Annotated in this window: 12 protein-coding genes; 3 read left to right on the top strand and 9 right to left on the bottom strand. The window is 71.0% G+C overall.

Going from position 1 to position 11,041, the window contains the following annotated elements:
* Positions 1 to 148: 148 nt before the first annotated feature.
* Positions 149 to 364 (bottom strand): hypothetical protein, encoded by a 216-nt coding sequence (locus TBR22_RS14700; protein WP_239488597.1) that lies wholly within the window; start codon positions 362 to 364, stop codon positions 149 to 151.
* Positions 365 to 524: 160 nt separating this feature from the next.
* On the opposite strand from TBR22_RS14700, the gene TBR22_RS14695 reads away from it, so the two are divergent.
* Complete coding sequence (locus TBR22_RS14695; RefSeq protein WP_239488596.1) at positions 525 to 1,250, top strand: DUF4397 domain-containing protein; 726 nt, start codon at positions 525 to 527, stop codon at positions 1,248 to 1,250.
* Positions 1,251 to 1,260: 10 nt separating this feature from the next.
* Here the strand turns inward: TBR22_RS14695 and TBR22_RS14690 are convergent, their stop codons facing one another.
* The 3 genes from TBR22_RS14690 to ppk1 are packed head-to-tail and all read right to left on the bottom strand — an operon-like array spanning position 1,261 to position 4,678.
* Positions 1,261 to 1,821 carry a DinB family protein gene (locus TBR22_RS14690; protein WP_239488595.1) on the bottom strand — a complete coding sequence of 187 codons (561 nt, stop codon included), beginning with the start codon at positions 1,819 to 1,821 and terminating at the stop codon, positions 1,261 to 1,263.
* Entirely contained in the window at positions 1,818 to 2,510 is a 693-nt protein-coding gene (locus TBR22_RS14685) for a carbohydrate-binding family 9-like protein (protein ID WP_239488594.1), read from the bottom strand. Before TBR22_RS14685 ends, TBR22_RS14690 begins: the two co-directional genes overlap by 4 nt.
* Complete coding sequence (gene ppk1 / locus TBR22_RS14680) at positions 2,510 to 4,678, bottom strand: polyphosphate kinase 1 (RefSeq protein ID WP_239488593.1); 2,169 nt, start codon at positions 4,676 to 4,678, stop codon at positions 2,510 to 2,512. Before ppk1 ends, TBR22_RS14685 begins: the two co-directional genes overlap by 1 nt.
* Before the next feature lie 92 nt (positions 4,679 to 4,770).
* Here ppk1 and TBR22_RS14675 point away from each other — a divergent pair, with 92 nt between their 5' ends.
* The gene (locus TBR22_RS14675; RefSeq protein ID WP_239488592.1) at positions 4,771 to 5,958 is read left to right on the top strand and encodes a flagellar hook-length control protein FliK; all 1,188 of its coding nucleotides are present in this window, start codon (positions 4,771 to 4,773) and stop codon (positions 5,956 to 5,958) included.
* A complete protein-coding gene (locus TBR22_RS14670) occupies positions 5,955 to 6,230 on the top strand; it encodes an EscU/YscU/HrcU family type III secretion system export apparatus switch protein (RefSeq protein WP_239488591.1) in 276 nt (91 codons plus the stop codon). Before TBR22_RS14675 ends, TBR22_RS14670 begins: the two co-directional genes overlap by 4 nt.
* A 117-nt stretch (positions 6,231 to 6,347) precedes the next feature.
* On the opposite strand, the gene TBR22_RS14665 is transcribed toward TBR22_RS14670, so the two are convergent.
* From TBR22_RS14665 to hemE, 5 genes are read right to left on the bottom strand one after another with little or no spacing between them, the layout of a single operon-like run.
* Positions 6,348 to 6,887 (bottom strand): DUF2911 domain-containing protein, encoded by a 540-nt coding sequence (locus TBR22_RS14665; RefSeq protein ID WP_239488590.1) that lies wholly within the window; start codon positions 6,885 to 6,887, stop codon positions 6,348 to 6,350.
* Positions 6,888 to 6,943: 56 nt separating this feature from the next.
* Complete coding sequence (gene rocF, locus TBR22_RS14660) at positions 6,944 to 7,852, bottom strand: arginase (protein ID WP_239488589.1); 909 nt, start codon at positions 7,850 to 7,852, stop codon at positions 6,944 to 6,946.
* Positions 7,853 to 7,865: 13 nt separating this feature from the next.
* A complete protein-coding gene (locus TBR22_RS14655) occupies positions 7,866 to 8,597 on the bottom strand; it encodes an O-methyltransferase (RefSeq protein WP_239488588.1) in 732 nt (243 codons plus the stop codon).
* Between the two features lie 12 nt (positions 8,598 to 8,609).
* A complete protein-coding gene (gene hemG, locus TBR22_RS14650; protein ID WP_239488587.1) occupies positions 8,610 to 10,004 on the bottom strand; it encodes a protoporphyrinogen oxidase in 1,395 nt (464 codons plus the stop codon).
* The gene (gene hemE / locus TBR22_RS14645) at positions 10,001 to 11,029 is read right to left on the bottom strand and encodes a uroporphyrinogen decarboxylase (protein ID WP_239488586.1); all 1,029 of its coding nucleotides are present in this window, start codon (positions 11,027 to 11,029) and stop codon (positions 10,001 to 10,003) included. The genes hemG and hemE overlap by 4 nt, the downstream gene beginning before the upstream one ends.
* Between the last annotated feature and the right edge of the window lie 12 nt (positions 11,030 to 11,041).

Below are 11,041 nucleotides of genomic sequence, written 5' to 3'. Positions count from 1 at the left end.
CCGTCCTGTTGGTCGTGAATACAGTGTGTCGCGGACTGTACAGCAGGTGCTGCGCGTCATGGTGTGGCGCGCGCCGCACGACGGGCGTGGGACGCGTCGGGCTTGCTTCAGTGCAAGCCGCAGACCACGTCGCGTTGAACGCTATGCGTCAGTCGCCGTCGAGCAATGACCAGCGTTCCTGCCGGTAGACCCAGACCCGCGCGCGTCCCACCGCGAAGGTGCGACCGATGAGCCGGGCCTCTGCCATGGACGACAGCGTCTCGCACACCTGACGGCCCGTGGCGTCTTCCACACGCCAGCCCTGCCCGGTCTGCCGCAGGACGAGATCACGAGACGAGAGCTTCGGGGGGAGTTGCTGCTGCACGACCACGTCGCCTCCTTTGACGATCCGATCGCGTCATCGGTGCCCGCCCATCACGCGTCGGGACCTGTGCGCAACGGCGAGAGTCACACAGGGAAACGGGCGGCAGGCGTGCGGGCCGTGCGAGGGCCCGGCCGCCCCCTTTCAGAGGAGGAGACAGTCCATGAAGCGAGTCCTGCACATCCTTACGGCTGGCCTGTGTGTCCTCGGCGCGGCTGCGCCGGCGTTGGCGCAATCGCAGCCGGCGCGCGTGGTCGTGGTCCATGGCATTCCCGGCGGCGCCGTCGGCGCAGCGGCCGACCTGCCCGTCGACGTGTCGGTCAACGGCGCGTGTGCGTTGCCGGGCTTCCGGTACCGGCAGATCGTCGGGCCACTGGCGTTGCCCGCCGGCACGATCAGCGTCGCCGTCCACCCGGCCAATCCCTCGCGGCCGTGCGGCCTGCCGGCGATCATCGGACCGGCCAACATCACGCTGAACCCCAACGAGGATGCCGCGATCATCGCGCACCTGACGGCGGCCGGCGCGCCGACCGCGAGCAAGTACACCGTGGACCTCACGCCGACCGTGAACAACAAGTCGCGCGTCCACGTGTTCCACACGGCCGCGGCGCCGGCCGTCGACGTCTACCTCGGCGCCGACTACGGTTCGTTCAGCCAGACCGCGTTCCTGGTGCGGCAGTTGACCAACAGGGAAGGCGCCGTCTCGACCGTGCCGACGGGCAACTGGCAACTGGTGGCGGCGGTCTCCGGGACGGTCGCGCCCGTCATCGGACCCGCACACGTCAACATCGGGCCCGACGCCGCGTTCCTGTTCTTCATCGTCGGCGCCCCGGGCAGCAACACCCTCGACGTGGTGGTGAAGGACTACACCAACCTCGGGCGTCCCTGATCCGGGCGGGTCAGGTGCGATGCGCGGCGATGGCCTGTTCGGCCTGCCACAGGTGGCGCCGGGCGTGGACCGGCAGGATGGCGAACGCCGCGTACAGGTTGTAGGAGGCGCGCGCGTCGAAGGGCGACAAGATCGACAGGCGGTCGAGCGCCAGCCCCGACGCGCGCGCCAGGCTCTCGCGTACGCGATCGTGCGCGGCACGAAGGGCTGCCACGTCGGCGTCGGGCGTGCGCGTGGCGGCGGGGACGAACGCCGGTCCGGTCCTGCTGCGCAGCCGGCGATACGGCGGCTCGAGCACCCAGATCAGCAGGCGGCCCAGCAGTCCTGGCGAGAACGGTCCGTCGCCGGTGATGCCGCGCGCATGTCCGTCGGCGATGGCGGCATCGATCCGCGCCAGCATCGCATCGACAGACAGCACCAGGTGCTGCACGCACTCCGAGGGCGACCATCCGCCCTCGGGCGTGCGGCGCGCCCACGCCTCGGGCGTGCAGCGGGCTGCCAGCGCCGCGGCGCGCGCATCTGCCTGCTCGAGGCCCTCGCGAATCCGGGCGTACTGCTCGGCGGCGTTCATGTGTCCTCCGGTGCGGGGGCGAACACGAGCGGCCGGAAGAACGAGGGCGCGTGGAACGTCGGACCGTCGGGCACCGACCAGGCCGCGTACACCGCGCCGTCCTCCGGTCGTTCGGGACCGCCGGGCCGCTTGATGCGAAACGCGTTGAAATGCCAGCTGTCGCCGGCGGTGACCGGCAGGCAGGCGGCGACGCGCGCCGACAGCGAGGCGAAGTCGGCAAACGGCATCCAGGCGATCGCCGTCCAGTCGTCCGACCCGGGCGCGCGGTGGACGCGCGTCTGCAGCCCCTCGAAGTCCCACTCCAGGTGCACGCGTCGCTCCGGGGCGAGGCGCTCGATGTGCAGGTCGCAGACGACGTTGGCCGGCGTGACCTCGAGTTCGGCGTAGTCCTCGCCCGACCGGGTCGGGTCGAGGAACACCTCGACCACTTCGGTGTCCCACAGGCAGTCGTCGCGTCGCGTGCGTGTCGCCCACGGCGCCCGATCCTGCACGTCCCAGCGCACGGCGATGCCCTCGTCGTGCCACACCGCCCGGAACGTGGTCGCCAGTCCCTCGGGTCCCCACGTGATGGCCATCGCGTGATCCCACCCGGCGCCGCCGAGGAGCTCGGCGACGCCGACCCCGGCTCGCGCGACCCGATAGGTGGCGGGCTGCCGCGTCGACTCGGGGCCGCGGTACATCTCGACCATCAGAGCACCGACGAGGAGAGGAGCGAGTACACGTCGAGCAGGCGGCGCTGCGCGTTGACCGGGTCGCCGCCGGCCGGCACCGAGACGGGCACGTACGAGCCGTCGGTGCGCAGCACGCGGGCACGGTCGGTGTCGGAGAGCAGCGTCTCGAGCACCACGTCGCGCAAGTGCGCCTTCAGGTCGGGTTGATGCACGGGGCAGAGCACCTCGACGCGACGATCGAGGTTGCGTTCCATCAGGTCGGCGCTGCCGATGTACACCTCGGGGTCACCGCCGTTCTCGAAGTAGTAGATGCGCGAGTGCTCGAGGAAGCGTCCGACGATCGATCGCACGGTGATCGTGTCGGAGATCCCGGGGATGCCCGGGCGCAGGCAGCACACGCCCCGCACGATGAGGTCGGCGCGCACGCCGCACTGGCTGGCGCGATAGAGGTTGCGCACCATGCCCGGGTCGGCCACGGCGTTGAGCTTGAAGATCAGCCGCGCCGGGCGACCGTTGCGCTGGTGCTCGCATTCGCGGTCGATCAGCGCCTTCAGCTGCGTGCGCAGCCCGACCGGCGCGACCAGCAGCTGGTCGTACGCCCGCCGGTTCGAATAGCCCGTGAGGTAGTTGAACACCTCGGAGATGTCGTCGACGATGGCGTAGTCGGAGGTGAACAGGCCGATGTCGGTGTAGACGGCCGCCGTCGCCCGGTTGTAGTTGCCCGTCCCGACGTGCGCGTAGCGGCGGATGCCTTCCTGCTCCTTGCGCACGATGAGGCACAGCTTCGCGTGCGTCTTGAGGCTCACCACGCCGTACACCACGTGGATGCCGGCCGCTTCCATGCGGTTGGCCCACGCGATGTTGTTCTTCTCGTCGAACCGAGCCTTGAGCTCGACCAGCACGGCCACCTGCTTGCCCTGCTCGGCCGCCTCCACGAGCATGTCGACCAGCGGCGAGTTGGATCCGATCCGGTACAGCGTCATCTTGATTGCGATGACCTGCGGATCCTCCACGGCGGCGCGCAGGAACGCCTCCACCGACGAGAAGCTGTCGAACGGATGGTGCACCAGGACGTCCTCCTCGCGGAGGTCGTCGAAGATCTCGGTGTAGCCCGACCAGATGCTGCGCGGTGAGAACGGCGCGTCCTTCAGGTGAGGCAGGTGCAACTTCGTCAACTGGTGCCAGTCGTCCCAGTCCATCCGCTCGCGCGTGCGCGACACGATGTCCTCGTCGATCTCGAAGTTCTCGACGAGGATGTTGAGCACCCGCCGCGGCATCGTGTCCTCGACCTCGAGCAGGCACAGCGCGCCGTACCGTAGCTGCTTCAGGCTCCGGTCGACGGTCTCGAGCAGGTCGTCGGCCTCGTCCTCCTGGATCACCATGTCGGTGTCGCGGATGATCCGGAACAGGTGCGCCGACTGCAGCTCCGTGCCCGGGAACAGCAGCTGCAGGTTGGCGCGCACCACGTCCTCCAGGAACACGAACGTGGCGCCGCCGTTGCCCGCGGGATCGGCCGGCACCGGGATGAAGCGATCCAGCGTGGCCGGGATCTTCACGCGCGCGAACTTGGTCCGCCCGCCGTGCTTGACCACGACCGCGAAATTCCGGCTCAGGTTCGAGATGTACGGGAACGGGTGACCCGGATCGAAGGCGAGCGGGGTCAGGACGGGGAGGATCTCGGCGCGGAAGTAGTCGGCCAGATGCGCCCGCAGCTGGTCGGTGTACTCGTCGGGCTCGAGGATGCGGACCTGTTCGGCGGCCAGGGCGGGCCGCAGCTGTTCACGCCAGCACCGCGTCAGCGACGCCATCATCTCGGCGGCGCGCGCCCGGGTCGCCGCGAGCTGCTGCTCGGTGTTCAGGCCGTCGGGGCTGACGTCCTCGATGCCGGCCCGGTACTTCTTCAGCAGGGTCGCCACCCGCACCATGAAGAACTCGTCGAGGTTGGTGGCGACGATGGCGAGGAACTTGACGCGCTCGAGCAGCGGGTGCGAAGGGTCGAGCGCCTGATTCAGCACGCGCTGGTTGAACTCCAGCCAGCTCAGCTCCCGGTTGATGTAGAGCGAAGGGTGCTCGAGGTTGCCGGGGTCGCACTGCGACCAGTCCGTGCGCTGCGCCGGCAAACGGACGCGCCGCTTGCCTGCGCGGCCGCGTGAGGGACGAACCTTGGTCGGGGGTGTGGCGTTCATGGACTCGCGCCCGGGCGATTTCGAGCCGATGATAACAAAGCGGCGTCCCGCAGCCCGTCGGTGACGCGCGTGCCTGCCGCCGAACGGCGTCCATGCAGATCACTCTCCTGCCGCCCTTGTTGCCCTCGGAGGTCGTGACCCCGGTGCAGGTGCCCGGGGCCTTCGCGCCGGGCGTCCGCATCATGGCGACGGTGCTCGGCACCAACGCCGACGGCGCCACCCTGCTGTCGCTCCTGGGCTCCCAGGTCGCCACCGGCGCGCCGATGCACTACCCCCAGGGCACGCGGCTGCGGCTCGAGGTGGTGCAGGGGGGCGACCAGCCGTTGCTGCGTTTGATCGGTGCCGAAGCGGCAGCGCCGGACGGGCCGTCCAGCGCCCCACCGGTCGATGTACCGGCCGGTGCACCGGTCTCCCAGGCGACATACGGCTTCGCGGCGGCCGTCCTCGCGGCCCGGGATGCCCCCGACGTGCGGGCCGCGGCGCTCGGCGTGGCCCGGTGGCTCCCGGCACTGGTCTCGTCAGGCGTGATCAGCGACGCGCAGGCGCATGCGCTGGTGCGATCCCTGGCGCCGGTGCCGATCCCGACGCCCCCCGCAGGAACGCCCGAGGCCGCGCAGGCCGCAGAGGCCGTGGCACGGGCGCTCGCCGAACGGGTGGCCGACGGCGGCGTCCTGCTCGAGCGTCGCCTCGCCGACGTGGTGCGACACGCGCGATCGAACGCCGAGACACTGGCGTCGCACGACGTCCGCTCGCGCCTGGCGCTGGTGTCCGCGCTGCTGGCGGAGGGGCCTGCGGGGCTCGACGGCGCGCGGGAGGCGGTCCGCACGCTGCAGGACGCCCTGCTGGCCGAGCAGGCGCGGACGGCGGCGCACCTTGCCCGCGACGGCGTGGTCGACCTCCGCATCCCGCTGCAGGTGGACGGACAGGACGCGGAGATGCGACTGCGGATGCGTGTCGCACGCGAAGCGCCCGAGCAGGGAGGCGCGGACGACCCGGCGCCCTGGCGTCAGGTGCGCCTCGACCTCACGCTCGAGGGGCTTGGTCGGGTGCAGGTGAGGCTCGGCGTGGTGGGTTCCGAGGTGCGCACCGAGTTCATCGTCGAAGGGCTCGACGCTGCCGATCGCCTCGAGGCGGGCCTGGCCGATCTGGGTGTGGCCCTGGAGAGTGCTGGCTTCGCGCATGCCCTGTCGCGGGTCGTGGTGGATCCGGTGCGGGCGTGTTCGCCCGACGAACTGCCGGACCTGCCGACGCAGCGCACCATCCTGGATGCCCGCGCATGACCGACTCCCCGATGGCGCCGCGCCGGCGCGCGGCCGCGCTGCGCTACGTGCCTGGGGAGACGGCGGCGCCGGAGGTCGTGGCGACAGGGGAGGGCGCGCTCGCCGAACGGATCATCGCGCTGGCCCGGGAGCACGGCATCCCGATTCACGAGAGCCCCGACCTCGTGACTCTGCTCACCCGGCTGCCGCCGGAGACGGCCATCCCGCCGGAACTCTATCGCGCCGTCGCGGAAGTCATCGCGTTCCTGTTACGGACCGCGGCCCGGCGCTGATCGCGGCCGAATGCGGCCGGGTGGGTCACCCGGCCCTGCCGCCGTGCGGCATCGACGGTAGAGCGCGGTGTCCCTTTCGACCCGGTCGGGGGATCACCGCGCCGCTGTGCCAGGCGCCTACTTCGCGCTGATGGCGACGGCCTGCTTCATCGTGCCCCAGTGGATCTCGAGGTTGCTGCCCACCACGGCGATGGTCAACTGCTCGGCCGGGCTCGACAGCGTACCGGCCGTCATCGGCGTGCGGCCAAGGTCCTGGCCCTGCGTGTACTCGGTGCCCCACTGACCGGTCTGCTTGTTGACGATCAGCTGCCAGGGCGAGCCGGGCAGCGTGTAGAGCGTGTAGGTGCCTGCCGGCACGGCGAGGGTGCCGATCTGCAGCGCCTTGTCGGTCTTCAGGGTCGTCGCCTCGTCGGCTCCGGTGCGGTAGACCTTGCCTGCGGGCGCCAGCGCGTCGAGGCTGCGGCCCTTCAGGTACGGGCGACCGTAGACGATGGTCACGGTGGCGGCACCCACCTTGTACTCGACGGTCTCGTGGGGGCTGCCGCCCTTTCCGGGCGTTGACGACACCACCTTCTGAGCGAAGGCGGTGGAGGGCAGGGCCAGCGGGGCAACGACAACGGCAGCAGCCGCGGTCAGGGTCAGGATCGCACGACGCATTCGATTCCTCCAGAAAGGCCTGCCCAACGGCAGGCGAACACTGCACTATAGCGCGGCTAGAGGATCTTCTGGCCGAGCGCCGAGGCGGCCAGTTCCGCGGCGAGCACGGCCGTCGTGTTCTGTACGTCGAGCACCGGGTTGACCTCGACGAGATCGAGGGCCATGACGCGCCGGGCATCGGCCAGCATCTCCATCACCATGTGCGCCTCGCGGTAGTCCAGGCCGCCGCGCACCGGCGTGCCGACACCGGGGGCGACCGCAGGGTCACACACGTCGAGGTCGAACGAGACGTGGATGCCCGCCGTGCCCGCCGAGGCGATCGCGATGGCCTGCTCCATGACCGCGGCGACGCCCTGCCTGTCGATGTCCTTCATGGTGAAGACGTGCACGCCCGCCGCGCGCACCTCTTCCTTCTCGCGCTCGTCGAGGTTCCTGATGCCAACCAGCACCGTGTGCTGCGGGAGGACCTTCGGTTCGTACCCACCCACGAGCGCCAGTTCGCGCGGATCCTCGCCGAGCAGGGCCGCCAGTGGCATCCCGTGCACGTTGCCCGACACCGTCGTCGCCGGCGTGTTCATGTCGGCGTGCGCGTCGACCCACAGCAGACCGATTGGCTGGCCCTGCCGGCGCGCGAACGCCGCCGTCGCCGCGACCGACCCGGCGCCCAGGCTGTGATCGCCGCCGATCACGATCGGGAACGCGTGCTCCAGGTGCGAGGCCAGCGCCCGCTCGTAGAGCGCGTCGCATACCGACTGGATGTCGTGCACGTACTTCTTCTTCGGGTCGCCTTCTTCGCGCGTCTCCGGTGTGGGCGTCACGATGTCGCCCCGATCCAGGACGTGGTGGCCGAGGGCGGTGAGCCGATCGGCGATGCCCGCGATGCGCACCGCCGACGGCCCCATGTCCACCCCGCGCCGCCCGCCGCCGAGGTCCAGCGGCACTCCGATCAGGTGGATGTCGGCCATCGCCGTCTCCTCGTCAGCGCTTCAGGCTGATCGACACGCCCTCGCTGCCGGGCGCGACGATCGAGGTGAGCAGGTCGGCCCGGCCGTTCACCGTGCCCAGGAAGTCCTGCATGTCCGCACCCTTGTTGATCACGTTGTGGGCCAGGATGAGGCCGCCGCGTCGGACGCGCGGGAACGTCATGTCGAAGTACTTCTGGTAATCGGGCTTCCACGCGTCGATGAACACGAAGTCGAACGTGCCCGGCTCGGCCGGCACGGCCTTGAAGGCGTCGCCGGCCACCACCTTCACCACGTCGCCGAGGCCGGCCGCCGCGATGTTGGCCTGCAGTTCCTTCGAGCGGACCGGGTCGTACTCGATGGTGGTGAGCGTCCCTCCGGTCTCGCGCAGGCCAAGCCCCATCCAGATGGCGCTGTAGCCGCTCGCGCCGCCGATCTCGATTGCCTTCTTCGTCCGGTTGGCCACGATCATCAACCGCAGGAACCGCCCATCTTCCTCGGAGATCGCGAGCTGCCCCTTGTCGGCCTCGCGGATGCGGGTCAGCAACTGCTGCAGTTCGGGTGTCAGCGCCGGCAGGGCCGCGACCTCCTGCGGCGTGCGCAGCGCGGTGGTCGCGTCCGCCTCCGCCGGGCTCGCGGAGGCCGTCGGGGTCGACGCGGCAGGCGTCGAGGCCTGCTGGCAGCCGAGGGAGAAGAACGCGCTGCACGCCAGGGCAGCAGGAAGTCGGAGCGATCGGGTCGCGAACATGCGGCGAGAATTCTACCCTTCGCCGCGCGCGCGCCAGCGGTCGAGCAGGGTCCGGATGGCCGCACGGGCGTCGGTGGCGACGTCTGGGATGCCGACGGCACGGAAGCCGCTGCCGCAGACGGCAATCGAGGGCAGCGCGCCGAGCACCTCGTCGATGCGGCGGACTCGGGCGCCGTGGCCGACCTCGTGCTGCGGGCTGGTTCGTGTCCAGCGGACCACGCGCGTGAGCAGGGGGGGCGCCTCGACGCCGAACCGCCGCTGCCACGTCTGGTGCGCGATGCCGACCAGTGTCTCGTCGGACTGCGCGAGCGCCGCCTCGTCGAACGCACCTCCGAAGAAGCCCCTGAGCACCACCCGGTCGGCAGGGGCACGCCCCGCCCACTTGTTGCTCAACCAACTGGTGGCCAGCAGCGGTTCACGACCGGGACCCGGCGTGGAGACGTAGCCACTGCCGTGCATCGGGCGCGCAATTGCCGTGCGCGCGTACACCGCAAGCACGCCGGCGCTCGAGACGTACGGGATGCCCGACGCCAGGCCGGCCGCCTCCGGCGCGACCGGGCCCAGCCAGCCGGCGACCACGCCCGCCGGCGCGGCCAGCAGCAGGAGGTCGGCCTCGAGCCGGTCGCCGGTCGTGGTTCCTACCTGCCAGCCGTGTCCGGCCCGGGCGATGGCGGTGGCGCCGACACCCAGGCGCACCGTGCCAGCCGGGAGCGCGTCCACGAGGGCCTCGACGAGGAAGGCCATGCCGTTGGGGAAACTGCGGAAGGCGCCGCCCTCGGTGGCGCGCTGGCCCTGGCGTCGGAGGGCCAGGAGGACGCTCCGGCCGTCGCGCTCGACGTGCGCCAGTTGCGGCAGCACGGCCTCCACCGAGAGCCTGTCGAGATCGCCGGCGTGGATGCCGCCGAGCAGGGGCTGGGCGATCCGCTCGGCCGCCTCCGCGCCGAATCGGCGCCGGAAGAACGCCCCGGCGCTCTCGTCCCCACCGGTCCGCCGCCGTGGCACGAGCGGCTCGAGCGCGACGCGCAACTTGCCGGCGGGGGAGAGCAGCGTCGAGCGCAGGAACGGGCCAGGCCGCGTCGCGATGCCGAAGGCGCCGCCCTCCGGCAGGGCGTGCAACTGGCCGTCGCGCAGGACGAACGCCCCGCGTGGCGGCGACATCGCAATCAGGCGTCCCTCGATGCCGAGTTCACGGCAGAGGGTCATTGCCCCCGGCTTGCTCACCAGGAACGCGTCCGGACCGGTATCGAGGACCACGTCCTCGACGACGTCGGTGCGAATGACCCCGCCTGCCCGCGTCTGGGCCTCGAGGACGACGGCGCCGACGCCCTGCCGATGGCACTCCCACGCGGCGCTGAGCCCGGCGATCCCGCCGCCGAGCACCAGCACCCGTGGAGCCCCGCCCGTCATCGCGCGGTCGAGGTGAGCGAGTGCACCAGCCGGGCGACCCGCTGGATGACCTCGGGCGACGTCATGGGCAGGACGCCATGGCCGAGGTTGAAGATGTGGCCCGGCCGTCCGCCGGCGCGGCTCACGATGTCCTCGACCGCGGCGCGGACCCGCGACCACGGGCCGAGCAGCAGGGTGGGGTCGAGGTTGCCCTGGATCCCCTTGTCGGTGCCGATGAGCTGCCAGGCGCGGTCGAGCGGCGTGCGCCAGTCGGCGCCGACGACGTCGCTGCCGGCGGTGGCCATGTCCTCGAGCAGCATCGCCGTGCCGACGCCGAAATGAATCGACGGTACGTCGAGGTCGGCGATGGCGTCGAAGACCCGCCGGGTGTGGGGCAGGGCGAACTCGCGGTAATCGGCAGGGCCGAGTTGGCCGACCCACGAATCGAAGACCTGGACGGCATCGACACCGGCCGCAATCTGGGCGCGGAGGTAGGTCCCGGCCATGTCGGCGAGGCGTCCGCAGAGCGTGTGCCACGCCTCGGGCTCGGCGTACATCATCGCCTTGGTGCGGGCGAAGTCCTTCGAGGGGCCGCCCTCGATGGCGTAGGACGCCAGGGTGAAGGGGGCGCCGACAAAGCCGATGAGCGGCACGTCGAGCTGGGGTTTGAGCTGCCGGATGGTCTGCAGGACGTGCCCGAGTGACGTTTCGGGGTCGATGGGGCGCAGCCGCTCGACGTCGGCCGCCGATCGGATGGGGTCGTCGAAGGCGGGGCCCTCGCCCTTCACGAAATCGAAGGTCAGCCCCATCGGCTCGAGCGGCAAGAGCAGGTCCGAGAACAGGATGGCGGCATCGACCTCGATGGCCTCGACCGGCTGGAGGGTGACCTGGGCGGCGAGATCGGGGGTGCGGCAGAGCTCCAGGAGGCTGTACTGCTGGCGAAGTGCCCGATATTCCGGCATGTATCGTCCGGCCTGGCGCATGAACCAGACGGGGGTGGCGTCGACGGGCTGGCGCCGGCAGGCGCGGAGGAATCGGTCGTTCACGGTCGAGACAAT

Origin of the sequence: Luteitalea sp. TBR-22 (assembly GCF_016865485.1) — a bacterium.
Lineage (GTDB): Bacteria > Acidobacteriota > Vicinamibacteria > Vicinamibacterales > Vicinamibacteraceae > Luteitalea.
This window is presented reverse-complemented; position numbering and strand designations above follow the sequence as displayed.

What these genes read in the sequence shown, in the direction of transcription:
- TBR22_RS14695 (WP_239488596.1), top strand. Translation starts at nt 525, where the DNA reads ATGAAGCGAGTCCTGCACATCCTTACGGCTGGCCTGTGTGTCCTCGGC.
- TBR22_RS14690 (WP_239488595.1), bottom strand. Translation starts at nt 1,821, where the DNA reads ATGAACGCCGCCGAGCAGTACGCCCGGATTCGCGAGGGCCTCGAGCAG.
- TBR22_RS14685 (WP_239488594.1), bottom strand. Translation starts at nt 2,510, where the DNA reads ATGGTCGAGATGTACCGCGGCCCCGAGTCGACGCGGCAGCCCGCCACC.
- ppk1 (WP_239488593.1), bottom strand. Translation starts at nt 4,678, where the DNA reads ATGAACGCCACACCCCCGACCAAGGTTCGTCCCTCACGCGGCCGCGCA.
- TBR22_RS14675 (WP_239488592.1), top strand. Translation starts at nt 4,771, where the DNA reads ATGCAGATCACTCTCCTGCCGCCCTTGTTGCCCTCGGAGGTCGTGACC.
- TBR22_RS14670 (WP_239488591.1), top strand. Translation starts at nt 5,955, where the DNA reads ATGACCGACTCCCCGATGGCGCCGCGCCGGCGCGCGGCCGCGCTGCGC.
- TBR22_RS14665 (WP_239488590.1), bottom strand. Translation starts at nt 6,887, where the DNA reads ATGCGTCGTGCGATCCTGACCCTGACCGCGGCTGCTGCCGTTGTCGTT.
- rocF (WP_239488589.1), bottom strand. Translation starts at nt 7,852, where the DNA reads ATGGCCGACATCCACCTGATCGGAGTGCCGCTGGACCTCGGCGGCGGG.
- TBR22_RS14655 (WP_239488588.1), bottom strand. Translation starts at nt 8,597, where the DNA reads ATGTTCGCGACCCGATCGCTCCGACTTCCTGCTGCCCTGGCGTGCAGC.
- hemG (WP_239488587.1), bottom strand. Translation starts at nt 10,004, where the DNA reads ATGACGGGCGGGGCTCCACGGGTGCTGGTGCTCGGCGGCGGGATCGCC.